The sequence below is a fragment of the Radiobacillus kanasensis genome (assembly GCF_021049245.1).
GTDB lineage: Bacteria > Bacillota > Bacilli > Bacillales > Amphibacillaceae > Radiobacillus > Radiobacillus kanasensis.
Window position 1 is genome coordinate 1,337,857 of sequence record NZ_CP088020.1, and the last position, 24,757, is coordinate 1,362,613.

Annotated in this window: 23 protein-coding genes and 1 pseudogene; 17 read left to right on the forward strand and 7 right to left on the reverse strand. The window is 39.1% G+C overall.

What is annotated here, in order from left to right; translation table 11 throughout:
- Positions 1-61 precede the first annotated feature (61 nt).
- Both KO561_RS07050 and KO561_RS07055 read left to right on the forward strand, forming a co-directional pair.
- Entirely contained in the window at positions 62-1,420 is a 1,359-nt protein-coding gene (locus KO561_RS07050) for an alkaline phosphatase (RefSeq protein WP_231096409.1), read from the forward strand.
- A gap of 804 nt (positions 1,421-2,224) precedes the next feature.
- Positions 2,225-3,595 carry an alkaline phosphatase gene (locus tag KO561_RS07055; protein WP_231096410.1) on the forward strand — a complete coding sequence of 457 codons (1,371 nt, stop codon included), beginning with the start codon at positions 2,225-2,227 and terminating at the stop codon, positions 3,593-3,595.
- A 110-nt stretch (positions 3,596-3,705) separates the two neighbouring features.
- Here KO561_RS07055 and KO561_RS07060 read toward each other — a convergent pair whose 3' ends face one another.
- The gene (locus KO561_RS07060; protein ID WP_231096411.1) at positions 3,706-4,149 is read right to left on the reverse strand and encodes a DUF6376 family protein; all 444 of its coding nucleotides are present in this window, start codon (positions 4,147-4,149) and stop codon (positions 3,706-3,708) included.
- Positions 4,150-4,299: 150 nt separating this feature from the next.
- Between KO561_RS07060 and KO561_RS07065 the strand changes: the two genes are divergently transcribed.
- Positions 4,300-4,842: a hypothetical protein gene (locus tag KO561_RS07065; protein WP_231096412.1), complete on the forward strand. Its 543-nt coding sequence runs from the start codon at positions 4,300-4,302 to the stop codon at positions 4,840-4,842.
- Between the two features lie 489 nt (positions 4,843-5,331).
- On the opposite strand, the gene KO561_RS07070 is transcribed toward KO561_RS07065, so the two are convergent.
- Positions 5,332-6,120: an HAD family hydrolase gene (locus KO561_RS07070; RefSeq protein ID WP_231096413.1), complete on the reverse strand. Its 789-nt coding sequence runs from the start codon at positions 6,118-6,120 to the stop codon at positions 5,332-5,334.
- Positions 6,121-6,333: 213 nt separating this feature from the next.
- On the opposite strand from KO561_RS07070, the gene KO561_RS07075 reads away from it, so the two are divergent.
- On the forward strand, positions 6,334-8,403 hold the full coding sequence (locus tag KO561_RS07075) for a substrate-binding domain-containing protein (protein ID WP_231096414.1): 2,070 nt from the start codon (positions 6,334-6,336) through the stop codon (positions 8,401-8,403).
- A gap of 275 nt (positions 8,404-8,678) precedes the next feature.
- Here the strand turns inward: KO561_RS07075 and KO561_RS07080 are convergent, their stop codons facing one another.
- Entirely contained in the window at positions 8,679-10,454 is a 1,776-nt protein-coding gene (locus KO561_RS07080) for an IS1182 family transposase (RefSeq protein ID WP_231096415.1), read from the reverse strand.
- A gap of 137 nt (positions 10,455-10,591) precedes the next feature.
- Positions 10,592-11,242, reverse strand: a complete 651-nt coding sequence (locus KO561_RS07085) for a polysaccharide deacetylase family protein (RefSeq protein WP_231096416.1) — start codon at positions 11,240-11,242, stop codon at positions 10,592-10,594.
- Positions 11,243-11,423: 181 nt separating this feature from the next.
- Here KO561_RS07085 and copZ point away from each other — a divergent pair, with 181 nt between their 5' ends.
- The 5 genes from copZ (at position 11,424) to KO561_RS07110 (ending at position 16,002) form a co-directional block, all read left to right on the forward strand.
- Complete coding sequence (gene copZ / locus KO561_RS07090) at positions 11,424-11,630, forward strand: copper chaperone CopZ (RefSeq protein ID WP_231096417.1); 207 nt, start codon at positions 11,424-11,426, stop codon at positions 11,628-11,630.
- A gap of 68 nt (positions 11,631-11,698) precedes the next feature.
- Positions 11,699-14,113 (forward strand): heavy metal translocating P-type ATPase, encoded by a 2,415-nt coding sequence (locus KO561_RS07095; RefSeq protein WP_231096418.1) that lies wholly within the window; start codon positions 11,699-11,701, stop codon positions 14,111-14,113.
- A 37-nt stretch (positions 14,114-14,150) separates the two neighbouring features.
- Entirely contained in the window at positions 14,151-14,993 is an 843-nt protein-coding gene (locus KO561_RS07100; RefSeq protein ID WP_231096419.1) for a hypothetical protein, read from the forward strand.
- Between the two features lie 121 nt (positions 14,994-15,114).
- On the forward strand, positions 15,115-15,462 hold the full coding sequence (locus KO561_RS07105; protein WP_231096420.1) for a YkgJ family cysteine cluster protein: 348 nt from the start codon (positions 15,115-15,117) through the stop codon (positions 15,460-15,462).
- A gap of 33 nt (positions 15,463-15,495) precedes the next feature.
- Positions 15,496-16,002: a hypothetical protein gene (locus tag KO561_RS07110; protein ID WP_231096421.1), complete on the forward strand. Its 507-nt coding sequence runs from the start codon at positions 15,496-15,498 to the stop codon at positions 16,000-16,002.
- A 33-nt stretch (positions 16,003-16,035) separates the two neighbouring features.
- On the opposite strand, the gene trhA is transcribed toward KO561_RS07110, so the two are convergent.
- Positions 16,036-16,671 (reverse strand): PAQR family membrane homeostasis protein TrhA, encoded by a 636-nt coding sequence (gene trhA, locus KO561_RS07115; RefSeq protein WP_231096422.1) that lies wholly within the window; start codon positions 16,669-16,671, stop codon positions 16,036-16,038.
- A 134-nt stretch (positions 16,672-16,805) separates the two neighbouring features.
- Here trhA and KO561_RS07120 point away from each other — a divergent pair, with 134 nt between their 5' ends.
- The 4 genes from KO561_RS07120 (at position 16,806) to KO561_RS07135 (ending at position 20,302) form a co-directional block, all read left to right on the forward strand.
- Complete coding sequence (locus KO561_RS07120; RefSeq protein ID WP_231096423.1) at positions 16,806-17,369, forward strand: DUF1836 domain-containing protein; 564 nt, start codon at positions 16,806-16,808, stop codon at positions 17,367-17,369.
- A 273-nt stretch (positions 17,370-17,642) separates the two neighbouring features.
- The gene (locus KO561_RS07125) at positions 17,643-18,698 is read left to right on the forward strand and encodes a C45 family autoproteolytic acyltransferase/hydrolase (RefSeq protein ID WP_231096424.1); all 1,056 of its coding nucleotides are present in this window, start codon (positions 17,643-17,645) and stop codon (positions 18,696-18,698) included.
- 203 nt (positions 18,699-18,901) lie between these two features.
- Positions 18,902-19,645 carry a sulfite exporter TauE/SafE family protein gene (locus tag KO561_RS07130; RefSeq protein ID WP_231096425.1) on the forward strand — a complete coding sequence of 248 codons (744 nt, stop codon included), beginning with the start codon at positions 18,902-18,904 and terminating at the stop codon, positions 19,643-19,645.
- Between the two features lie 15 nt (positions 19,646-19,660).
- Positions 19,661-20,302: an HAD family hydrolase gene (locus KO561_RS07135; protein WP_231096426.1), complete on the forward strand. Its 642-nt coding sequence runs from the start codon at positions 19,661-19,663 to the stop codon at positions 20,300-20,302.
- Positions 20,303-20,329: 27 nt separating this feature from the next.
- Here KO561_RS07135 and KO561_RS07140 read toward each other — a convergent pair whose 3' ends face one another.
- Positions 20,330-20,791: a peptidoglycan-binding domain-containing protein gene (locus KO561_RS07140; RefSeq protein WP_231097063.1), complete on the reverse strand. Its 462-nt coding sequence runs from the start codon at positions 20,789-20,791 to the stop codon at positions 20,330-20,332.
- A 69-nt stretch (positions 20,792-20,860) separates the two neighbouring features.
- Positions 20,861-21,376 (reverse strand): annotated as a pseudogene (locus tag KO561_RS07145) (peptidoglycan recognition protein family protein); the annotation flags it as partial.
- Between the two features lie 230 nt (positions 21,377-21,606).
- On the opposite strand from KO561_RS07145, the gene rlmN reads away from it, so the two are divergent.
- The 4 genes from rlmN (at position 21,607) to KO561_RS07165 (ending at position 24,557) form a co-directional block, all read left to right on the forward strand.
- Positions 21,607-22,680 carry a dual-specificity RNA methyltransferase RlmN gene (gene rlmN / locus KO561_RS07150; protein WP_231096427.1) on the forward strand — a complete coding sequence of 358 codons (1,074 nt, stop codon included), beginning with the start codon at positions 21,607-21,609 and terminating at the stop codon, positions 22,678-22,680.
- Between the two features lie 286 nt (positions 22,681-22,966).
- Positions 22,967-24,130, forward strand: a complete 1,164-nt coding sequence (locus KO561_RS07155) for a hypothetical protein (RefSeq protein ID WP_231096428.1) — start codon at positions 22,967-22,969, stop codon at positions 24,128-24,130.
- On the forward strand, positions 24,120-24,302 hold the full coding sequence (locus tag KO561_RS07160) for a hypothetical protein (protein ID WP_231096429.1): 183 nt from the start codon (positions 24,120-24,122) through the stop codon (positions 24,300-24,302). Before KO561_RS07155 ends, KO561_RS07160 begins: the two co-directional genes overlap by 11 nt.
- Positions 24,303-24,413: 111 nt before the next feature.
- Positions 24,414-24,557: a hypothetical protein gene (locus KO561_RS07165; RefSeq protein WP_231096430.1), complete on the forward strand. Its 144-nt coding sequence runs from the start codon at positions 24,414-24,416 to the stop codon at positions 24,555-24,557.
- Positions 24,558-24,757 lie beyond the last annotated feature (200 nt).

The following is a 24,757-nucleotide window of genomic DNA, read 5'->3' on the forward strand; positions in this document are numbered from 1 at the left end:
TTCTGTAATAGGCCGTGCTATAATGGGCTCGATTCAACTGAAAGGGGAGGGAATGATAGATATGAGAGAAAAACGAAACAGAAAAAAGATTATTATTGGAAGCGTTATCACGGCTCTGGTTGCTGGTAGTTTACTAGGAACATTCTCTACTTCCGAAGCGAAAAGTGAGAAAAAGCATAACAGAGCTAAAATCAAAAATGTCATTTTAATGATTGGGGACGGTATGGGTCCGGCTTATAACACGATGTACCGTTATTATAAGGATGATCCAAAGACTCCAGAAATGGAGGAGACTTTATTCGATCAACATTTCATCGGAAAACAAGTCACTTATTCTTTTGACCATGAGGAAAATATTACAGACTCTGCCGCAGCGGCAACTTCGATGGCAGCTGGAATCAAAACATACAATGGAGCGATTTCTGTTGATATGGAAAAAGAAAGGGTAAAAACAGTTTTAGAGCAAGCGAAGGATAATGGAATGGCGACTGGTTTAGTTTCTACTTCACAAATAAACCACGCTACGCCAGCTGCTTTCGGCGCGCATGATGTGTCTAGAAGTAATTATAATGAGATAGCGGATGACTATTATGATGAACTTGTGAATGGGAAACATAAAGTAGATGTGATGTTAGGTGGAGGAACGGATTACTTCGTTCGAGAGGATCGTAATCTAGTAGAACAATTTAAAGAAGATGGCTATAGTTATGTAGATAATCGTCAGGAGCTTTTAAAAGACAAGAACGATCAGGTACTTGGACTTTTCGCCCCTGTTGGAATGGATAAAATGATTGATCGTGGGGAAAGCACTCCTTCATTAAAAGAGATGACCAATTCAGCATTAGATCGATTGAAGTCTGATAAGGATGGATTTTTCTTAATGGTAGAAGGAAGTCAAATCGATTGGGCTGGTCATGACAACGATGTAGTTGGTGCAATGAGCGAGATGGAAGACTTTGAATCTGCTTTCCAAGCTGCTATTAATTTTGCTAGAAAAGATAAGCATACTCTAGTTATTTTAACAGCAGATCACTCGACAGGTGGATTGGCGATTGGTAGCAATGGGCAATATAATTGGAACGCTGAACCAATCAAAGCAGCCCAAAAAACTCCAGATTTCATTGCGAATAAAATCGTGGAAGGTATGGATGTGGAAAAGGCTCTTTCTCAATATATTGACTTAGACCTTACAACAGAAGAAATCAATTCAGTGAAGGATGCTACCGAGACAGGAGATGTAGTCGAAGTAGATAACGCTATTGAACAAATATTTGATGTAAGATCTGGTACAGGCTGGACCACAGGTGGACATACCGGAGTAGATGTGAACGTGTATGGCTACGGGCCGCGTAAAGAAATGTTCTCTGGATTAATTGATAATACGGAAACTGGAAATTTGATTTTTGATATCTTAAAGTAATGGAAAATTAGGATGAGAGCTCTTTTACAGAGTTTCTCATCTTTTTTATAGTTTACCAGGAAATTATAAAACTTGCCTGGTGTGAATAATGTACTGCAATAGCCACGTCCAGCTCCAGTTCAGCTGTGCGGGCTAGATACGCACGTCTTAGCAGTTCTCCTACAGTGACAAGTTCCGTCACTTACGGAGCCCTACTTATGCGGGCGTATCTGGGCGAGCCCGCTCCGCTTCCTAACGCGCCCAGCGACTAGCGAGACTTCCTTAACCTTGATGAATAAGGAAGGCTAACTAAACCCGGGCTCCTGAGCCCAACGTTGGCATACCCCTTTGAAGGGGCATGTTTCCTTTATTTCCTACGTAAGAATGTTCGATTAAAACCACCACTCCCGCGCGACAGTCGAACCACCTGGCATGGCCAGGCGCAGTCCGTACGTGGCCCCGGCAAGGGGTCTGCAGACGTTGTCCGCATAGGACGGTTTTAGTCTGTAATCCATAATACCGGGCGATTACGCTTTTGTTCTAGCCTCAGAATCTTGACTTCGTTTCAACCTTTGTTAATGGAATATGAACTTTGTAAATAGTTCTTCTAGCATGTTTAGTTAGAAATCACTACTAGTCTATCTTCTAGAAAAATGGAATTCTATCAAACCTTGTCGATTGTAGTTCTTTCTATCTGTATTTTCTACTTAGAAGCGGGACTATTTCATCGTTTCTATCAAGTATTCTACTATTTACGTATTTGTCATATAGATTTCATAGCCCTTCGTTATAATGACCATGAAGCAAATAATGGGAGGGAGAAAAATGTGGAAGAAAAGAATGAAAAAGATATTACCAGTTGCGATGGTATCAGCTGTTGTGGCAGGGAGTTTAGCTGGAGGTTTTTCGGTCACTGAGGCAAAAAGTGACAAGGACAACCATTGGGGCAACTGGAACAGAGGCAAAGTGAAAAATGTCATCTTCTTAATAGGAGATGGAATGGGTCCTACATATAACACGATGTATCGCTACCTCAAAGATGATCCTTCTACACCGATGATGGAAAATACGGTATTTGATGAATACCTAGTAGGGGTACAAAAAACGTATTCTTTTGATCATGAAGAAAATATAACAGATTCAGCTGCCGCTGCAACGTCCATGTCCTCAGGGGTAAAGACATACAATGGTGCAATCGCGGTTGATATGAAAAAGAAAGATGTTAAGACGGTTTTAGAGCGCGCAAAGGAAAAAGGGAAAGCAACTGGATTGGTTGCTACCTCTCAGATTAACCACGCGACCCCTGCGGCTTTTGGTACACATGATGAGTCACGTCATAACTATAATGAGATTGCGGACGATTACTTTGATGACACAATCAGAGGAAAGCATAAGGTTGATGTGTTATTAGGTGGAGGAACCAATTATTTTGATAGGGAAGACCGTAATCTTATTGAAGAATTTCAAAAAGATGGGTACTCTTTCGTTGATACGAAAGAGGAGCTGTTAAAAGACAGAAATGATCAAGTGCTCGGGCTTTTCGCCCCAGTTGGAATGGATAAAATGATTGATCGAGGTGAAGATTCACCATCTCTTGAAGAGATGACAAAGTCCGCATTAAATCGATTGAAAAAAGATCGTGACGGGTTCTTCTTAATGGTAGAAGGAAGTCAAATTGATTGGGCTGGTCATGATAACGATGTGGTTGGTGCAATGAGTGAGATGGAGGACTTTGAGAAAGCCTTCCAAGCTGCCATCGACTTTGCTAAAAAAGATAGACATACTCTTGTTGTTGCAACAGCAGACCACTCTACTGGGGGACTTTCTATTGGAGCAAATGGTCCATACGTATGGGATCCAGAACCAATAAAAGCTGCCAAGCGAACTCCGGACTTTATGGCTCAACAAATTGTGCAAGGTGCCGATGTTAAACAAACACTTCAACAATATATTGATTTGGAGCTAACAGCGGAAGAAATTCAATCCGTTCAAACAGCTGCAGAATCTAAGGATAGCTTAGAAATTGACAATGCGATTGAAGCGATTTTTGATAAAAGGTCAGGAACTGGCTGGACGACAGGTGGCCATACTGGTGTGGATGTCAATGTGTATGCATATGGACCTGGCTCAGAGTATTTTAATGGAGTTATAGATAATACTGAAACAGGAGAATCCTTGTTTAAACTAATTAGATAATTGAAGTAAAACGGGTCTCCGACATGGAGGCCCGTTTCTTTTCCTATCCGTTATCAAAGGGGAGGGATTGGAAAAGGATTGGCTTGCTCGCGCGTATGGCCAAATTTTCTTTACAAACCGAGGTTTTCAATCTGGTTCATTAAAGATTGAAGGTCTCGTATGGTTGTAAAAAGCTCTGACTGCTGAATCTCTTCAATCGCTAATTCACCTTGTTCCGTGTACTTTTGGATCTCGTTCAATATTAGATTGTTTTTTTCTTCGAGTTCTTGATGAATGGATTCTGCTACAGATGGTACCTCAATATTCTGAAAGGATTCAATGTCTTTCTGGATATTTACAAGCTTGTTTTGCACATCCTCTTTCACCTGTGGGTCGACTAAAGCTTCCGATAACATAGGTGGAACTTCCTCGGCAAATTGTGTTAGTGTGTTAATATGCTCTTGTGCTTGATTGGCGTAATCCAAAGTATTGTTGACCTCACCGAAAAGCGAACACCCTGATATCATGAAAACCACAATTAACCCCATGAATGCATGTTTAAGGAGTCTTTTCATCTTTTCCTTCCTCTCTCGCTCTTTTTCCTCTATAGAATAATATACGAACGAATAAGTAAATGGTTTCAAGATGCATGATTTATCGTAGAAATGAGTATCCTAATTTTGGTAAGATATGTATAAGGAAAGGTTAGGTACGGAAAGGGTGTCATGGTGAAGAAAATCGGTATATATGGTTGGACCTTTATTATAACGATATTAATTGTCGGCATAAGCGCTGCTACAGTTTACTTTATGTTCTCAACTCCATCAAGTGAAGAAAAAGCAGAAGTTAATCAGGAACAAACAAAAGCAGAGGACATTGACGAAGAGACGGCGGAAAAAATAAAAGAAGTGCAAGCTACCGTTGGAGCGGAGCACCGAGATCTGGGTAAATTTATATCAACCGTTCATGAATTTTATAACGATACAACTGGCTATGGTGCGATTGATCATTTGAATTGGGAAGAACAAAGAAAAATGGCAGACGATATTCTATCTACACTTAGTGGGTTTATCGAAACGGCTTCTGATGAAAATTTAAAGAGTGATTTGCAAGACATTCAACGGTTGGCTAATGCCGTAAAAGAAGAAAAGGGTGCAGGCCATGTAAGAAATCTGCATCGGTACTTCCATGATTTAGATATCGCACTGAACCAATATAGTAATTATCGTCAAGTATGGAATGTCACGAAAACACTTGCTGCCGAATAGATCTACCAAAAACCTTGTTAGATATTCTTACAGAAAGGTCGTGAGTCTTAAAAGCGTATGTTACATTAAGTACAAAGATAGACATTCATCTTTAGAAAAGGGAAAGTCAATGTAACATATAAGTATGGGACTCGAGGCTATCTGCCTTTTAGGTATATGCTTTCGATCTATTCTCAAGGTGTCTGAGAATGGTTGCAGAAGAAATGATGCAACAACTAAAAATCAAGGGATCCATTCTCTCTTTGGTGAACTGGTTTTTAGTGTCGGCTTGTTAACCTCCTGTTAGGCCTTCACCAATGGTGGAGGTTCTTTTTTTTGTAAGGAAAGTATAAAGTTTTAGCAAGAAGAAATCTGACGAAGTGAAAATTTCCGAATTCCAAGTATAAGGGCAACTAGGGCTTAATCCGCGCCTAAAGGCTTGGTTTCGCCAAGTTCTCTTTAAACGAAAAAATGGAATGAACCTCCTAACTGATTCATTCCACTTATCCATTATTTCACTAATCCTAATGTTTGTAGCCCATTATAAATCCCAGAATCCGTGACATCGGTTGTTTGATGATTGGCATAGGCAATGAGGTCAGGGTGAGCGTTTCCCATTGCAAAGCCTTCCCCGACATAGCTTAACATTTCTTTATCATTCATCCCGTCACCGAAAGCTATCGTTTTTTCTTTATCAATTTGCAGGTGTTCTAATAACTTTTGAATCGCTCTCCCTTTATTCACCGTATTTCTAATCACATCATAGGAGTGTTCAAGTCCAGCAACATTCACCTGGGAGAAAAATAACTCATCACTGGATTGATATAAAGCTGTATCTTCTGGCGCTAAGCCCATTAACGTAACACCTAATATATCCTGTATTACAGTAGGGCTAAACAGAGTGTTTTGTTCCAGCTTAAACGTATCGATAAATTCTTGCACGATTGGAGAATCGAATGTTGTGAATGTATTTTGTTTACTCGTGTATAGAACCATTTCATGACCCTTTTCTTTAGCAACACGGAGAAAATGCTGTATCGTATTCGGATCAATCGGCTCATTTACAATGACTTGATCTTGATATAAGGCAAGTGCTCCATTATAGCCAATATAGGAATGGATATCGAGTTCGTCAGCTATTGACGCTATTTCATGAAGCGGTCTTCCAGTTGCTAAGAATACTTCCATTCCGTGTTCTTTTACTTGTGCTACGGCATCTTTTGTTGATTGGTCCATCGTGTGATCTGGCTTTAAGATGGTCCCATCAATATCCAAAAACAAAGCTTTATAAGTCTGCATAGTAACTCCTTTTCATTCGTTGATACCCGAATTCTATCATAAACTATGGTACCAGCAAATGAGGTTTACTTTTCGACAGCTTAAGTGACAAATTTCTGCAAAAATTTAGAAATTATCCCTTTTAGGAGGAAAAATGTACTATAATAGACTCAATCATATATTGATAACGCTTTCAATTATAGGAAGGGTGTGGCTACACTGAGCAGAAAAGGAATGATCAGTTTTCTCTTTTTACTTGCAATCGGAGCATTTGTACTAAGCTTTTTCCAAGCATTTTTAGGGACTCTGTTATTAGGTGTCTTCTTTTTAGTAATGACGGGGACAGCATGGCTACAACAAGATAAGAAGAAAGAAGATGTTGAACATGCTGCGGAACTTATTAAGAAAAGGAATCTACATAACAACCAAGAATGGAAGCAGCTATCCGAAACCAATCCACACTTAGGTTTTATTATTCAAGAGCTGCAAAACGTTATAAAAGAGTTTCAGCATTCTGTCGTAGAAATTACTCGTTTATCCAAGGTTGTAAAAGAAACAGCGACAGAATCTTCTGCCCAATCAAAAGCGATGACAAATGTGAATCTATCCGTTTCAAAAGGAGCTCAGCAACAAGCGGAGGATGCGGAAAAAAGTAGTCGTGTTACCTTGGAATTATCTGATCAATTTGATAAGGTTCTTCAGGCGATTGATACGATGAACGAAGGAATCGTTAAGCTACAGAACGTGAAGAATGAAGGAAACCAAAAACTATCCAAAACCATTGATTCAGGTCATGTAACAAAAGAGGAACTACTTGTTTCGATCCAAAAGCTAGAGAGCTTAAAGGAAAGTGTAAATGATATCAATCGAACGACTACGTTGATTACGAACATTGCATCTCAGACAAATCTTCTTTCACTAAATGCCTCGATTGAAGCGGCGCGGGCAGGTGAAGCAGGTAAAGGCTTCGCTGTCGTTTCTCAAGAAATTCGAAATCTTTCGGACCAAAGCTTCACTTCGGTATCAGAGATTGAGAAAATCGTCTCTGCTGTGAACAAGGAGTTTACGGCAGTTGTTGAATCCATCCAAACCACCTACGAAAAATTTGAAACCCAACAATCTACGATTACGGATGTTTACCAAGCTTTTGACGATATTGATGAAAACATTGATGCTCTGACAACGAATCAAAACCATATTCGTGATCATATGACCGTATTAAATCAAGCAAAGGATGTTATTGTTCAATCTATTACAAATATTGCTGCCGTTGCCCAAGAAACCGCTGCCTCAACGGAGGAGGCCGCATCTTTAAGCATGCAGCAAGAACAATCGAATCAAGTTTTATTTGATCTTTCTACAACTTTAGAGCAAGTGGTGGAGAAAGTTAGCCGTTCTGTTCAGCAATATAAAGTCGAGCAGATGAAACAGAAGAAAAAGAGGATAGTTTTTGTGAGTAATCTACAAGAGGGCCATCCTTTTACGAAACAGATGATAGAGAATGCGCAAAAAATGTCCCTAAAGTATGGCTACGAGTTCCGAGTGAGACATATGTCCACATTTACAGGAAAAGAACAGTTGCAAGCCATTGAAGAGGAGAAAAAGCTTGGGCTTGATTATCTGATCTTGATTCCAATTGATGTGAGGGCATTAACACCTGTTATCAATGATCTTTATAAGCAAAATGTGAAAACAATCTGTGTAGATACGGACGTTCCTCATAGTAAACGAATTAGTTTTATTGGAACAGACGATCGGGAAGCAGGCTATAATATGGGTCAACTGATTGCCAAAACGTTATCAGGACAAGGCCAAGTTATCCTAAGTACCATCAATCAAAACCAAGAAAACCTTAAATTACGAATGCAAGGAATTCAAGATGCCCTAACCAACTTCACCAATATACGGGTGGTGGGTATGCAGGTCGGTCAGCATAATCACCAAAAACGCCTTCAAGATTTAGAAACTGTTATCCAAAAAGCAGGTGGGTTTGATCTAATCGCTGGGATTGATGGAGACTTTGGAAATGTAATAGATCTATTTGTTCAAAAGCATGGTCAGAAAGGTAAATCGTTTATTGGCTTTGATAATACACCAGACAATCTATCTTTCATCAAACAAGGGATTTTAGATGCGGTGGTTGCTCAAAGACAGATTCTGTTTGGGGAATCTGCTGTGAAGAAGTTTTATGATTACGAATCGAACCGATCTGTAAAGGAAATCGAGCTTTTAAATACGTATTCCATAAATAAAGTGAATGCAAATGTGATTGGAGAACAAGCCAAAGCTTCTGTCGCAAACTAATAAAAGGGAGAATCGGTTGTTATGAGACGGGTTCTTCTTTTACAATAATGGTAGAAAATATTGTCCTGAAAGGAGCTAGTTCAGGTGAAAACATTTGGATTCTTGCTTGGAGTGCTAGTTTTGATAAGCGGTATTGGTGTGGTACAAGCAGTTGAGCGAGATGAAAAAGCTGATTCCAAAAAACGGGAGCGCAAAGTTATCATCATGGATTCAATCCATGAGCCACTCCCTCCTGAAGCTCAAAATATGGAAACGATGCCTGGTAAGATGGAGCCTCAATACATCCCCAACGCAAAACAGACGGATCCTATTGTAATAACGAAAATGCCGCATTTTGAGAAATTAATGAGAATGGAAAATCTAGAAAAATGAGAGGCTGGGACATAACCAGCCAAGAATAACCTAAAAATGGTTCCCATCATCGGTTTTTGATGATGGGAACCATTTTGGTTTGAATTATGGTCACCATCTATGGTTGAATTTGCATTCATGGCCGTGTACTTTCTCAAGTTTACCGCCATGAATGCAAATCCCAGTTCCTTTTCTACTTTCTCTTTACCTCTCACCGACATACGGGTGAAACGCAAATTAGCCTTCAGAAATCCGAAGACGGGTTCTACATCTATTTTGCGTTTGCCATAGATTTTCCCCGTTTCTTTTTCCGAAAGCTGCTGTCTCGTATATGCTTTTTGGTTTTCCCACTTTTCATTATAATAGATCTTTCGATTGTTTCCTTCCTTCGCTTTCGTACATTGCGAACGTAACGGACAACCGAAACAGTCCTCACACTCATAGACGTTATATGTTCTTGTATAACCATATCGGTCTGTTCGATTGGATAGATAGCGGAATGTTAATTTTTTATCGTTTGGACACGTAAACGCATCTTCGATCTCATCGTAATGCCAATTGGCTACGTTAAAGGCATCCTGCTTATATTTCTTTTTCTTTTCTTTCCGGTATTGGTTATACGTAATCAATGGCGTGCGTTTCCGATTTTCGATGACGTCTTCGTAATTTTGTTCACTTCCATAGCCGGCATCCGCGACAATATAGTTGGGTAGGTCAAAGAAGTGTTCCTCAATGTTATCCAGGAAAGGTGTGAAGGTACGCGTATCCGTTGGATTCGGAAACACGTCATAAGCGAGCGCATACTGTCCTTCTGTCGCAAGTTGCACGTTATACCCGGCTTTGAGCTGGCCGTTTTTCATGTAATCATCCTTCATGCGCATGAAGGTGGCATCGTGATCCGTTTTCGAATAACTGTTGCGCTCTCCGAAGATGGCCATATCGTGTTGGTATTTTTGTTTGCGCACCACAAAATCCTTGAATTGCTTGCCGTATTGTTTAGGGGTTTTGCGCTCAGAACGAAGCTGTTTCCGTTCGCTTACGTCTTCACTTGCTTCTATCTTTTTATCATATTCACCAACCGTCTCCTCCAGCTTTTCCACCACTTTTTCGAGTTCTTGGCTGGATAGTTCCTCCATACTTTCCCGTTCTATTTCCGGAATGATTTCTTTCTCCAACAGTTCTTCATACATCCGGTTGGACTTTTCCACTAAACGGGAACTGTACTTTTCCGTCGCTTTGCGCCAGACAAACGTAAACTTGTTGGCATTCGCTTCGATTTTCGTTCCGTCCATAAAAATGGCTTCTTCCTCGATGACGTTTTCCCGAACAAGCTGACAACGGAATTGGACAAAGCACTGACGCAATAGTTCCTTTACCTCCGGATGGACACGGAAACGGTTAATTGTCCGGTAACTTGGTTCATACCCCTGGGCCAGCCACATCATCCGGACACTGTCTTTCAGTAATCCCTCGATCTTTCTGCCAGAGAACACCGACTGCGTGTAAGCACATAAAACCACTTTCATCATCATGCGCGGATGATAAGCCGGACATCCCGTTTCACGCAGAAATCCAGTGAATGCCTCATCTGGAATAGCTTCCACGACATCATGGACGGCATAGGCGATATCGTTTTCCTGTAGTTTGATTTCCAAATCTAGCGGCAAAATGACTTGATTCATGTTATACTGTTTAAACATAAGGATACCTCCGATTCTGTTTGGGTGTGGTAACTTTAACATTATCAGAAGGTATCCTTTTTGCGTACATTTTTTTGGGATTTTATTAAAAAAGAGTGACACTCACTGGTTTATGGTGTGGGTGCCACTCTTTTTAGTTACTGGGTTTTGTCCCAGCCTCTTTTGTCATCAATTAACGAAAAAATATAACCGCGCTCTCGTATTTCACTAATAAGTCGGGGAAGTGCGTGTACAGTTTGCTGGAACTCATGAAGAAGAATGATTGCGCCATCCTCTAGATGATCAACCACATTTGCAATCAGTTGATCGTGGTTATCTTCAAGCTCCCAATCCATCGCTGCAATTCTCCACATGATGATTTGCAAATCTAAGTCTTCGGCTATTTGGATTGTATCTTCATTAAACTCTCCATATGGAGGGCGGAAGTAGACAACTCTTTCCGTAGTAATAGACTCTATTTTTTCTACGCTCTCCTTTATATCCTTTAATTGTTCTTCAAAAGTCTTCCTAGATAGATGATCATGGTTTGTGGAATGGGATCCTATCTGATGTCCATGTTTGAGGACTTCCTCCCATGGACTGCTACTGTCGACTAGTTTTCCTTGCCAAAAGAATACAGCAGGAACATGTTCTTCTTCTAAAATGGAAAGGATTTGCAGAAGATGTTCACTAGGTCCATCATCGAATGTCAAAGTGACGGTCTTCTTATTCGTACTGTTGTTTTGTGTTCGAATATTAGGGTATTCGGATGTATAGAGTACTCTTGGATCCTTTTGGATGGGGCACATAAAATTCCTCCTGTTTAAAATTCTCTCTATTACATAATATACCCTTTAAAGATAGTGGATAGATAAGGAAAAGATAAATGAATAGATAAAATTAAAATGTTTTTATTGACAATATACCTTAGGGGGGTATAGTATATGAGTATGGAAGGAAACATTCCTCAATTAAAAGGAGTCGATAAGGATGGAAAATGTAACAATAAAAGTAGAAGGTATGTCTTGTAATCACTGTGTGAATGCCATTGAAGGAAGTGTCGGTCGGTTGACAGGAGTAAAGGCCGTGCAGGTTGATTTACAAGGAGGAAGTGTAGCGGTAAGCTATGACTCAGAAAAAGTAGAACTAAGTGAAATCAAAGAGACAATTGAAGATCAAGGTTACGATGTAGTCTAAACCACTAGAGGTGCTTTTCCCGGCACCTCTTACATAAACAAAACAATGGTGAGAAGGAGAGAGGGAAGATGAGCCAACCAATGAAAGATGCAAGCTTACAAATTACTGGCATGACCTGTGCCGCTTGTGCAAATCGTATTGAAAAGGGATTAAATAAAGTAGATGGTGTACAATCTGCTGGTGTAAATTTTGCTTTAGAACAAGCAAAAGTGTCCTATGATCCTGATAAAACATCTGTTGAAGCCTTACAAACAAAGGTACGAGACTTGGGTTACGATGTCGTTCATGAGAAAGCGGAGTTTTCTATTACCGGAATGACTTGTGCAGCCTGTGCCAATCGAATCGAAAAGGGACTAAGCCGGATGGATGGTGTATCAACAGCTTCCATAAACCTAGCTTTGGAAAGTGGGACAGTTGAATACAATCCAGATTCCATTACGATTCAAGATCTAGTAGAAAAGGTAGAAAAACTTGGGTACGGTGCTATTTTAAAAGGAGACCAACAAGAAGCCGTTGATTATCGCACAAAAGAAATAGAGAAGCAGCAAGGGAAATTCATCTTCTCCCTCATTCTTTCTGTTCCACTATTATGGGCTATGGTGAGCCACTTTAAGTTTACGGATTTTATTTATTTACCTGACATGCCCATGAATCCTTGGGTTCAATTAGCCCTAGCAACACCAGTTCAATTTGTGGTTGGGAAGCAATTTTATGTTGGTGCGTATAAAGCATTGCGAAACGGTAGCGCAAATATGGATGTACTTGTTGCACTGGGGACGTCTGCGGCTTACTTTTATAGCTTATATTTAACCATACAATCCATTGGTGCAAGTGCGCATATGGTGGAATTGTATTTTGAAACAAGTGCTGTTCTTATTACCCTTATTCTTTTAGGAAAACTATTTGAGGCCAAAGCAAAAGGACGGTCATCAGAAGCCATTAAGAAATTGATGGGACTACAAGCAAAAACGGCAACGGTAGTTCGGGATGGGAAGGAATTGATTATTCCTCTAGATCAAGTCGTTGTTGGAGACATGGTTTATGTGAAACCAGGAGAAAAGGTCCCTGTGGATGGAGAAATTGTAGAAGGACAATCCGCTATTGATGAGTCTATGATTACAGGAGAAAGTGTACCGGTAGATAAAAAGGTTGGGGATTATTTAATTGGATCGACAATCAATAAAAATGGATTTATTCAAATGAAGGCTACTAAGGTTGGGAAGGATACGGCATTAGCACAAATTGTAAAAGTAGTAGAAGATGCACAAGGTTCAAAAGCGCCGATACAACGACTTGCTGACCAAATATCTGGTATTTTTGTACCAATCGTAGTAGGCATTGCCTTTATCACATTTTTAGTTTGGATCATTTGGGTGGAGCCAGGGCAATTTGCTGAAGCACTAGAAAAATTGATAGCAGTTCTCGTTATTGCTTGTCCATGTGCCCTAGGCTTAGCAACACCAACCTCCATTATGGCAGGTTCTGGACGTTCTGCTGAGTTTGGTATTCTTTTCAAAGGTGGAGAACACTTAGAAAAGACACATGATTTAACGACTATTTTGTTAGATAAAACAGGGACGGTAACAAATGGGGAGCCTGTTTTAACGGATGTTATGGTTGATAGTTCTATAGAAGAAGAAACATTTATTCAATTAGTTGGTGCTGCTGAGAAGCAATCTGAACACCCTTTAGCACAAGCGATAGTAAAAGGAATAGAAGAACAAGAGGTAGATTTACAGCGTTCTGACTCTTTCGAAGCGATACCTGGCTACGGTATAAAGGCGAAAGTGAATAACCGTGAAATTGTGATCGGGACAAGAAAGCTTATGGAAAAGACGAACGTGGATATTAAGTCTATTCTGGCTAAAGTAACCGAGCTAGAAGAAACAGGGAAGACCGTCATGATGGTAGCAATTGACCAACAATATGCAGGACTAGTGGCTGTAGCTGATACGATCAAAGACACATCCAAAGCAGCGGTTGCTCGTTTGAAAGCGATGGGCTTAGAAGTGTACATGATAACTGGGGACAATCAACGAACTGCTAAAGCGATTGCGACTCAAGCGGGAATTGACAACGTCATTGCCGAAGTACTTCCTGAGCAAAAGGCAGAAGAAGTGAAAAAATTACAAGAAGCAGGCAAGAAAGTTGCCATGGTAGGCGATGGCATCAATGATGCTCCAGCTCTTGCCTTGGCAGATATTGGAATGGCGATCGGAACCGGTACAGATATTGCCATGGAAGCGGCAGATATTACGTTGATTCGTGGAGATTTGAATAGTATTGCAGATGCCATTTTAATGAGTAAGAAAACCATCGTCAATATTAAGCAAAATCTATTCTGGGCTTTTGGTTATAACACATTGGGTATTCCAATTGCAGCACTGGGTTTTTTAGCCCCGTGGTTAGCTGGAGCAGCGATGGCATTTAGCTCTGTGTCTGTCGTTTTAAATGCATTAAGACTTCAGAAGGTAAAGCTCTAGAAAAGGCTTTACCTTACATACAAAAGGAGAAATAAGTATGAAAAAATGGGCGATTGCAGCTGTTATTTATTTGTTACTCGTTATTGCTGGCTATTCCGTCTATGCAAATGTTTGGGAAGAAGAACAACCTACTACTAGTGACCATGATAATACTCATGAAGAAGATACCGGTGAAAAAAATACTCATACCAGTACCCATGATGAAAACTCTCATGTGCATGAAAGTGCACCTGTGGATAATGAGATAGAAGTGGATGTTTCCTATCAGGAAGAAAAGCTGCAAATTAAGCTACAAGATGAAGAAGGCGAGCCGATAACCGACCTACAAGTCAATCATGAAAAGATCATGCACTTAATTGTTGTAGATAACCACCTGGACCAGTATTTTCACTTACACCCTGGTGAAGCGGGGGATGGAGTTTTTGAAGTGGCTGCACCACTCGAAGAAGGTTCTTATAAGGCATTTGTTGATATTAAGTCGGAAAGTCTTTCTTATTCTGTTGTACCAAAGGAATTTCAAGTCGGCGAAGTGGAACCTGAACACAGTCATCCTTCTTTGACACCGGATACGGAGCTTATTCAAAAGGTCAACGGACAAGAAGTTTCTCTAGACTTACAGCCGAGTACCTTACAAGTAGGGGAAAAAGTGAGGTTGGACTTCCAAGTGGATACAGAGGGACTAGAGCCATATCTCGGTGCTATGGGTCATGTGGTGATTCTTGACGGTAAAGGAGAAGAGTTCGTCCATGTTCATCCTTCCAGTGACACAGAAACAAAATTCCAAACGACTTTTTCTGAGCCTGGAGTCTATAAAATATGGGCGGAGTTTCAGCATCAAGGAACGGTAAAAGTTTATCCATTTGTACTAGAAGTTAAATAGAGAACAAGGTGGCTCTTCTATATGGAAGGGCCTTAATTTTTTCTATTTTTTTGTAACCTTTTTGTAATAATTAGAGTCTATATTACTAAACAGGAAATGAGAGAAGAACCGAGGGGAAAAGATGGAAACGTTACCTTGTTCCAAATGTCCAGGATTATGCTGTGGTCCTGTACAGATTACGAGCAAAGAGCTCAAGAACATCAAGAAGAAAGTAAAATCGATGCCAAAGGGACAGCGCAGTCAGTTAGAGGGACAACAGAGATACTTGGGAACATGCATTTTTTATGATCTGGATGAAAACAAATGTGGGATCTATTCTGCCCGCCCAGAGATCTGTAAGATGTTCGGTTTTGCCGAGCAGATGCCTTGTTTCCGTAAACCAGAAGCAGCTAGCGTAACGGACTGGGAGTTAAAAGAAGAACCAATTGGGCTTTTATCAGTTGATTTTACGTGGGTAGACTTTAGGTGAATCATTGTTCACAAAAAAAGGAGGGGGAAGAACATGGAAGCTTCTATGGATGTAAAAGGTTTAAGCGCAACCTACTTTGAACCACTAATCCAAGCGTATAAAGCACAAGTTGTGCATCAAACACCAGAAGAATATCAAGCTTTCTATAGTCAGTTGACGGAGGCTCAAAAAAGCTTGTTCATGTTTCACGTGTACTACAACCATGCTTCGAAATCCATGCCTGACTTTTTCTGGTGGACCGGTTATTTTTTAACTAGGCCGAAAATATGGAATGGCATAAAAAAAGGTCTTATGTTTTTTGAGGAATATACGTTAGAGCGATTGTTAGATCGGTTGGAAGAGTTGTACAAACGACATCACTGGACGGGAAAACTACCGGGTAAAACAGATAGTCTAGATCCAAAAATAAGTACAATTATACAACCATATTTCTTAAAGTATGGTTGTATCTCGAACAAATCATTGGAGACAATCGGAGAGTATATTTTAGGACACCCAGAAGAGTTTGTGAATCCATTTGTCGAGAAGAAGACATTATAAAAAGCTTGTCCTTGCAACGGACAAGCTTTTCTATTACAAGATATAAAGATAAACACTAAAGAAATGAGCTAGACTCCCTAGTAAAATGAAAATATGAAAAATCTCATGAAATCCCATGTATTTTGATTCTAGAAACTTCGGTTTTGTTCCATAGATAATGCCACCAATCGTATATAACACTCCACCCAATAGAAGCAGAAGAAGTCCAACTGAATCAACTGTTCCTGTCAGAGGACCTGCTGCGAAAACAATCATCCAGCCCATGCCGATGTAAAGTGCAGTGGATAGCCATCTTGGGGAGTGAAACCAAATCATTTTGAATAGGACTCCGAGTACCGCGATGGAACTAATCACACTAAAGAGGGTAATCCCAACCCAATTATCTAAAGCAACAAGGCAGAACGGAGCATACGTCCCAGCAATCAAAACATAAATCATTGAGTGATCTAGTCTTCTTAAAAAAGCAATCACTTGTTGTTTGGCAATCACCATATGGTAAGTCGCAGAAGCGGAATACAGTAATATCATGCTTATCCCAAATATTATTACAGCAGCAATACTTACTGCACTATCTGCTTTTATAACCATCGCCAATAGTCCCACAAACGACAGAATAGCCCCAAACAGATGGGTCAATCCATTAATCGGTTCCCGAATGTATGCATTCATTTTTTCTATCTCCTTATCACGACATGTAGTTTTTAATACTACATATAATAATACTACCATATTGTTATGTAGTCAATGTTTACTCTGGCTATCTTTATGTCTATAATAAGAGGAAAAACTGAGGTTGATTCAGGATGGATAAGCAGGAACTAAACCAGAGACTAGAAAAATTACAATTAGATAATCAGATAGCTATTGACGACATTCCAGATATAGATTTATATATGGACCAAGTCACTCAATTGTTCGAAAAAGCGTATAGCGGGTCTAAGCGAAATCCAGATGACAAAGTATTAACAAAAACGATGATTAACAACTACGCAAAAGGAAAGCTATTGCCTCCAATAAAAAATAAAAAGTACTCTAAAGATCATATTATGCTGATAAACCTAATCTATCAACTAAAAGGAACGCTATCCATTAGTGATATTAAATCTATGCTAGAACAAACCCAATCTGGTGAAAAAGTTCCGTTAGAAGATTTGTACAGCACTTTCAATGAATTTATGGAAACCAGTTCGACTTATTTTAAGGAGCATGTAAAGAAATTGAACGAGGACGTGCAAGCAAGCTCAGATAGTGACGGAGATGCAACGATGGATCAGCTTCTATTAATTGGGGTGTTATCACATCTAAGCAATTTATATCGTAGGCTTGCCGAACAAATCGTCGATGATATGAGTAAGGGACAGGAGTAAGGATGAGGAGGCTCTTTTAATCGAAAGAGTCTTTTTTTATTTCTTGAGAGAATAGAATATTGGCTCAGTGTGGATAACGTGCAGCAATAGCCACGTCCAGCTACGCGGGCTATGCGCCCAACGTTGGCATACTCCTATGAAGGGGCATGTTTCCTTTATCTCGGACGGTCCGTACGTTGCTACCCGACGCTTGCGCTTTCGTTCTTTCATTTCCAGTCTCTTTCCATTACGATAATGGATAGATGATATTTCAACGAGAGAGGATTGCTTGAATTGAAAAACATACACAGTACTATTATCCAGTTTAGAGGAAATCACTATGATTTTGGTTATCAACAAGGGATGGAACTCAAAAATTCTCTTATTCTTAAGAATAGAAAAAGGCAATGGAAGGTTCGAAAAGCTAGATTCGTTATAGATGAGAAAGAAGCAAAAGCGATGTTCGATCGGTTTGCTCCAGCTATTTGGGACGAGTTGTGCGGACTAGGAGACGCACTAGAATGGCCGATGCAAAAAGTCTTAAAGGAATTCGGTGGCTATCGTTTAGATTATGTGAAATCGGGTTGCTCCATCGTAACAGGAAACGATTATTTTATTCGAAATTATGATTATCATCCTAAGACGTATGAGGGACGATTTGTATTCTATCAACCAACAGATAATGGGTATGCTGTTGTTGGAAATAGTCAACGGATTACCGGTAGATCAGACGGAATGAACGAAAATGGTTTGGTAATGGGATATAATTTTATGCACCGAAAAAAGCCTGGGGATGGCTTCATATGTGGAATGATTGGGAGAATGGTGTTAGAGAATTGTTCTAATGTTAAGGAAGCCGTTCAATTATTGCAAGAAGTTCCACACCGTCATTCCTTCAGTTATATTGTCTATGACACGTCAGGTCAAACTTATGTGGTGGAGGCTTCTCCGCGTGGAATCGAAGTAAGGGAAGCACAAACTTGCACTAACCATTTTGAAATAATGGAAAAAGAAAACCGGAACTATTTAAATGACTCTAAACGTCGTTTGGATATTATTGAAAATGCCAATCTATCGGAAGGGGAACAAGCTTTTCATTTATTAAACGGTATCGGTAAAGGCATTTTTTCCACTGATTATAAAAGCTGGGCAGGAACGATTCATACTTCTGCTTATTTCCCAAGCAATAAAAAAGCATGGATGGCTCTTGGTGGAGACCAACAGCCAACCGAATTAGATTTTGAAGCTTGGTTAAAGGGTCATGATGAAAAGCGAGAAAAAATTTATGGGGAAGTTGATACCGATATTCCGTTTGTTCATATGGATGAAAATGCAACTTGGTTTAAGTGAGGCTAGTTGTTAGGTGAACGATAATAAATGGCTCCGGAACGATCATATACATCGTCCGAAGGTTAATAAACAGCTTCCGAACGATATTAATTAGCTCAATGATAAGAAAATACGCTCCAGCTTTAATAAGATAAGGAAAACAAAAAAATAAGGAGAGCATTAACATAGTACAAAGGATATAATCGGTAGGGGAGGTCTACGGGATGTTTGAGTTGTCAGTTCTACAGTGGATTGCGGTTATTCTATGTGCGATATGTATTGGATTTATAAAAACGGGCATATCAAGTCTTGGTATATTAGTGGTAACGGCATTGATGTTCATTTTTCCAGCAAAAGAATCAGTAGGAATACTATTGCCTCTCTTGATTGTAGGCGACATTTTTGCCGTCATCTATTATAGAAGAAGTGTGGTATGGAAATACTTAGTTTCATTAGTTCCCTGGGTTTTAATCGGAATTATTGGTGGTTATTTTGTCTTAAATCAAGTGGATAGTGATCAGTTGAAACCGATGATAGGTGTACTCGTCCTAGCCTTAATTATTTTACAAATTAGTCGGGAAAGGTTTGGGGAAGCTTTTAACGAGGCATTACCGAAGGCAACATGGTTTACAATTCTCATAGGTGTGTTAGCAGGGTTTACGACGATGATTGGGAATGCCTCTGGTGGGGTCATGGCCATCTATCTCTTAGTGAAGGGATTGCCGAAGCAAGAGTTCATCGGAACAGGGGCTTGGTTTTTCTTATTTGTAAATGTTATTAAGGTTCCGTTTTACATACAGTTAGATTTAATCACACTAGAATCTGTCACATTTAATGCTTGGTTAGCGCCGGCCATTATCATTGGTGCTATGATTGGTGTAAAAATATTACCGAAAATTCCACAACGAACGTTCCAAGTGCTCATTTTAGCATTTACTGCGCTAGGTGCGATTCGATTATTATTCTAGTAAGGGAGAGATAAGATGAAAGCTATTATATTTGATTTTGATGGAACGCTAGCCGACACATTACCGGTTTGTTTTTATGGATTTCGAAAAGCATTTGACCATTATGACAAGCGAGCTTTAACGGATGAAGAAATTATTGGAATGTTTGGCCCAACGGAAGCGGATATCATCCGCAAAAATTTACAACATAAAGACAAGGAAGAGGCGGTAGAGCTTTATTTTGATGTATATAAACATAAACATGAGGAGCTAGTTCCAAAAAATAATGAAATCGCAGCACTACTTGAGGAGTTAAAACAAAAAGGATTCAAACTAGGCATGGTGACAGGAAAAGCCCGTAGAAGTTTAGAAATCTCTCTCCAAAAACTTGATATGCAAGGGATATTTGATATCACGATTACAGGCGACGATGTTGAATTAGCAAAACCTGATCCAGAAGGGCTGAATAAAGCTTTACAAACATTAGAGGTCAGCCCAAATCAAGCGATGTTCATTGGGGATAGCAATGCTGATATCCAGGCGGGGAGTGATGCCGGAGTAATGACAGTAGGGGTTCATTGGCTGGATCATGTGCAAACGAAGGAATTTAGTGTACAACCAGATGAACATTTCGAATCTGTTGAAACATTTAAGCAATGGGTACAAAAATGGTATTAGGGGGAATTTCCCTAATACCATTTCTTCTTACAGTTCACTAAGTTCCATTTCCAAAAATCTTCTCGTGTTTGGTCCATAGATTCCGTCATTTTGCAGGTCCGCAAACATGGATTGAAAGCGGCGAACGGCATTTTCTGTAAGTGGTCCATAAATGCCATCAATAATTTGCGGATCAAAATTAAGACGTTGTAAGGCGCGTTGGAGCTGCCGTACTCCGGGACCTTGATCTCCTCTTCGAAAAATCCCGTTTGGTAATGGGAAATCATTTAATGGTCGACTAGAGCTTCTTACCTCTGATAATTTATCCAATGTTTGTGGACCGACCAATCCGTCTACAGTTAGGCCGTAACGTCTTTGGAACTTCATGACCGCACGCTTTGTTTCTTCCCCGTAAATGCCATCGGCCCCATAGACCGGTAAGGCGAAACCGGCGCGAATTAAACCTTGTTGTACCTCTTTAACAAATGGACCTTCATCTCCAATATCCAAAGGTAGTTCGACCGAAGTACCTTTTACTACTGGTTCGGTAATTCCTTCACTGCCTTGGAAATAGCGATCATAGGCTCGTTGAACGTCATTAATAAACTCCGCCCATGAGATACCATGACGATTCAGGGCATTTTGTGGATCCGTTCGACGTGAGGGGTCAAGTGTACTGTGTGCGACGATGTCCTCACTTGGATCAAGATTAAATTTATCAGCTAAATAAGCGTGGTACCAAACGTATCGTTTGTAAGCTTCCTCAAAGTTAATACCTGGACCATATGCAAGCTCTACTCCTATGGCTGTATCGTTAGCATCGGCACCGAATCTTCTATTATCTCCCGGTACATTACTACGAACGTGTAATGCTCGTTCATTAAGCGGGATAATTTCTAGGATGGTATTATCGTCAATAAATGTGTGAGCGGATGCTAAAGGGTCACTGTTTGCAAAATAGTTGCGATTAGCATATGCGGTGGACCCTGGGTTCCCTGTATCATGACTGACAATAAACTTTACATCACCTATTGGATCGCCTGGACGGGAATTCCCCACACCAATGTAATCGCGAGTAATATTGTACTTTACCATGTTCTCACCTCTCCCATTTCTTCAACTACTAGTATATGAATCTCCTATTGATTTGTTCCTAGATTCTAACCATGGTTACTTCTATAATGCTCGTACGATTCTTCTTAGGTGTTTGTCTAGATAAAAATATAGCCATAGTAATATTACCCATATGAAAGAAACAATTTGCTTGTAAGCGTTGCTTTCCGTTACTATAGACATATTGAAAAGTTACGAAATGAGGGTCATACATGAAAAAAGAATCCATTTATGGATTAACATTCAAACAGTTAACAGAGTGGCTTGTAGAGCACGGTCAAAAAAAATTCCGTGCAAAGCAAGTTTGGGATTGGTTATATATAAAAAGAGTGACAGATTTTGAAGCCATGACGAATTTAAATAAAGAATGTACGGAATTACTAGAAAATCACTTTGTTTTACACACCTTAACAGAGGAAATCAAACAGGTGTCCAAGGATGGAACGGTAAAATTCTTGTTCAAGTTACAGGATGGGAATCTCATCGAAACAGTCTTAATGAAACAGCACTACGGTCTTTCAGTCTGCGTGACCACACAGGTAGGTTGCAACATTGGCTGTACGTTCTGTGCAAGTGGGATTTTATCCAAAAACCGAGATTTATCTAGCGGAGAAATTGTAGAGCAAATTATGAATGTACAAAAGCATCTCGATGAGGTTGGAAAAGACCAACGCGTCAGTCACGTTGTAGTAATGGGAATCGGGGAACCATTTGATAATTACAGCAACTTGATGGATTTTCTACGTGTCATTAATGATCAGAACGGACTTTCCATTGGTGCAAGACATATTACCGTTTCCACAAGTGGCTTAGCCCATAAAATCTACGACTTTGCGGATGAGAACATTCAAGTGAACCTTGCTATTTCTTTACATGCACCTAACAATGAACTTCGTACGAGTATCATGAAAATAAACAAGGCATTCCCGCTTGAAAAATTGATGCCGGCAATCGATTACTATTTGGAAAAGACAAATCGTAGAATTACGTTCGAATACATTCTTTTGAAGGATGTCAATGATCATAAAGAGGAAGCTCTTCAACTCGCGAATCTACTCAAGAATAAACGTCATTTATCCTATGTAAACTTAATTCCGTACAACCCGGTAAGTGAACACATTCAATATGAGCGTAGCTATAAGGATGCCATTGTTGGGTTTTACGAAGTGCTATTGAACGAAGGAATTAATTGTGGTGTCCGTACAGAGCACGGAACGGATATAGATGCAGCATGTGGACAATTACGTAGTAAGCAAATTAAGAAAGAAAAAGAAAAAGTGCGCTAACAAAGAAGGGAGCTTAGATTGTCTAAGCTCCCTTCTTATATAGAGAGGTGAAAATAAAGCTTTATCCTGAATCCAGTACTAGAAAAATTCAAATTAATAAGTTATTTAACCAATTCTTTATTCTGTATTGGTTAAAAGTGTAATTTTAAAAAAATAATGGTAAAAATACTTTCGCAATGATAAATTTGAAGAGGGTGTTTTAGTAATAAATCTGGTTTTCTAGAAGATTCTACATTATTTAATAAATGTATAGTAATCTCATATATTTTAGGGAAAGAGGAATCATATGGTGGATAAACCGAATTACCATAGTTTTTTATTTAGTGTAGCGCCAAGTATGGATAAAGTATTAGATAGTTTTAAAAGACAAGAAGCAAGGGCAAATGTTTCACCTCATTGGATAGGACAAGCTAGCATTTTATTTTTAAAAGATTTAAAAACATTCTATAAGCCGGTGTTGAAAATAAATGATTTCAATGTTTTAAACTTATCAATATTGCCTATTGTAGGCGGCGTTATTGTTGGGATCATTTCATTTTTACAAGGGATAGAGTTTTTTTGGAGTATTTTTATTCTTTTAGGAGGTTTTGTACTACTCCTTTCTATAATGCTACCAGTTTCATTAAAAAGGATGCTTAATTTACATCACCCTTACTTTTACTTACCAGCATATAAAACATTTAGGAAACATGAATTTGACTTATTGAATCATTCTGTTTACGACAAGCAATTTTCTTATATGGGCTTAGCCGAATATGTAAATGGAATTCTAACTAATCAACAAAATGAACTAGAGGTTGTAAATGTAATTACAAAACAGTACAATCGGGAAAAAGAAGCGCTACGTAACGAAATTGGTGAACTTAGGTCAAAAGAGGAACTTGCTATTGAAGCCTATAACGAGCTCATTGAAGACTTGGAAGAAGAGATAAAATGGTATGAGGATGGAATACAATTTCTAGTCGAATTATTCCACGAGTTACATATTATATTACATCGTATTGGGAGAGGACAGTGTAATTATTCAGACTTGAAATTAATAGCTGGTTTTACTCTCTATAAGAAAGATGAGAATATTTTAACACAAATTTCCGACGAAGGAACAACAGGTCAAAATCCTTTAACTATTAATTTATCTAGGAAACATCATAACCGTTGGATACAATCTATAGTTGAGGCTGCACAAAAACAGAAAAACTTATTTAAAATTGAACCAAAAGAAGGACACTTTATTGTTTCATATCGTATGAATATAGTGTATAAGAATAATGAGACTTGGATTATCTCTTTACAAATTGTACCTTCCGTTAATAGAAGAGGATACCTTTTGGCTCTTACAGATGATATAATTGACCAAAGAGTAATTTTCAGCATGTTACATGGTTTATGTCAGATAATTTATACTAACACTAGTAATAGTGGGAAAGGGGATGGGTCTTATGGCAATTAAAAAAGGACAAGTTGTTGCAGTTCCTGTTAGTGAGCAAAGCGAGATATTTGAAAAACGGCGTCAAAGAAGAAAAGAGCGTATTAGCTCTGTAAATGCCGAGGTAAGGGCCATTCTACAAGTTCGCAATGAGATAGCTGCAACTAATCAAGGCAAACAAACATTTCAAAAATAAATTTGTTCTAAAGAAAAAGCATGGTTAATAGTACTTTAATAACCATGCTTTTTTTTGTATGGATATTTCAAGCATTGGACAAACTATAAAAAAGTGTTAGGAGAAGATAGAATGAGCAACAAAAAAATAATAGATTTAAGTACAAAAGCCAGACCAGTTCGAACAAGGGATCAACAAGAGATTCTTGCTGAGAGAAGAAAGAGAAGAACTGAAAAAATTAATACTGTTAAAAGTAAGTTTCGAACATGTAAATAGTGTTCAGTTAGAAATTGAATGATTAACATTTATGGATTCCTAATTTCCAAATATTGAATTTCCTAATAAAAATGAATGTGAAATTCTTGGTGTTTCCTACTAGTTATTAACCATTAGCAATTATTTATCTAAGTAACACTGTTGGTAGATCACTTAGAGCGTGGCTTTCGTGATTGTTATGGTATTAGATAGGATTAAAC

Bases quoted from the DNA above. Each gene is read 5' to 3' on its own strand.
- KO561_RS07070 (WP_231096413.1), bottom strand. From the start codon at position 6,120: ATGCAGACTTATAAAGCTTTGTTTTTGGATATTGATGGGACCATCTTA.
- KO561_RS07050 (WP_231096409.1), top strand. From the start codon at position 62: ATGAGAGAAAAACGAAACAGAAAAAAGATTATTATTGGAAGCGTTATC.
- KO561_RS07060 (WP_231096411.1), bottom strand. From the start codon at position 4,149: ATGAAAAGACTCCTTAAACATGCATTCATGGGGTTAATTGTGGTTTTC.
- KO561_RS07065 (WP_231096412.1), top strand. From the start codon at position 4,300: ATGGTGAAGAAAATCGGTATATATGGTTGGACCTTTATTATAACGATA.
- KO561_RS07055 (WP_231096410.1), top strand. From the start codon at position 2,225: ATGTGGAAGAAAAGAATGAAAAAGATATTACCAGTTGCGATGGTATCA.
- KO561_RS07130 (WP_231096425.1), top strand. From the start codon at position 18,902: ATGTTTGAGTTGTCAGTTCTACAGTGGATTGCGGTTATTCTATGTGCG.
- KO561_RS07135 (WP_231096426.1), top strand. From the start codon at position 19,661: ATGAAAGCTATTATATTTGATTTTGATGGAACGCTAGCCGACACATTA.
- rlmN (WP_231096427.1), top strand. From the start codon at position 21,607: ATGAAAAAAGAATCCATTTATGGATTAACATTCAAACAGTTAACAGAG.
- KO561_RS07155 (WP_231096428.1), top strand. From the start codon at position 22,967: ATGGTGGATAAACCGAATTACCATAGTTTTTTATTTAGTGTAGCGCCA.
- KO561_RS07120 (WP_231096423.1), top strand. From the start codon at position 16,806: ATGGATAAGCAGGAACTAAACCAGAGACTAGAAAAATTACAATTAGAT.
- KO561_RS07075 (WP_231096414.1), top strand. From the start codon at position 6,334: ATGATCAGTTTTCTCTTTTTACTTGCAATCGGAGCATTTGTACTAAGC.
- KO561_RS07110 (WP_231096421.1), top strand. From the start codon at position 15,496: ATGGAAGCTTCTATGGATGTAAAAGGTTTAAGCGCAACCTACTTTGAA.
- KO561_RS07160 (WP_231096429.1), top strand. From the start codon at position 24,120: ATGGCAATTAAAAAAGGACAAGTTGTTGCAGTTCCTGTTAGTGAGCAA.
- KO561_RS07105 (WP_231096420.1), top strand. From the start codon at position 15,115: ATGGAAACGTTACCTTGTTCCAAATGTCCAGGATTATGCTGTGGTCCT.
- KO561_RS07165 (WP_231096430.1), top strand. From the start codon at position 24,414: ATGAGCAACAAAAAAATAATAGATTTAAGTACAAAAGCCAGACCAGTT.
- trhA (WP_231096422.1), bottom strand. From the start codon at position 16,671: ATGAATGCATACATTCGGGAACCGATTAATGGATTGACCCATCTGTTT.
- KO561_RS07085 (WP_231096416.1), bottom strand. From the start codon at position 11,242: ATGTGCCCCATCCAAAAGGATCCAAGAGTACTCTATACATCCGAATAC.
- copZ (WP_231096417.1), top strand. From the start codon at position 11,424: ATGGAAAATGTAACAATAAAAGTAGAAGGTATGTCTTGTAATCACTGT.
- KO561_RS07100 (WP_231096419.1), top strand. From the start codon at position 14,151: ATGAAAAAATGGGCGATTGCAGCTGTTATTTATTTGTTACTCGTTATT.
- KO561_RS07080 (WP_231096415.1), bottom strand. From the start codon at position 10,454: ATGTTTAAACAGTATAACATGAATCAAGTCATTTTGCCGCTAGATTTG.
- KO561_RS07095 (WP_231096418.1), top strand. From the start codon at position 11,699: ATGAGCCAACCAATGAAAGATGCAAGCTTACAAATTACTGGCATGACC.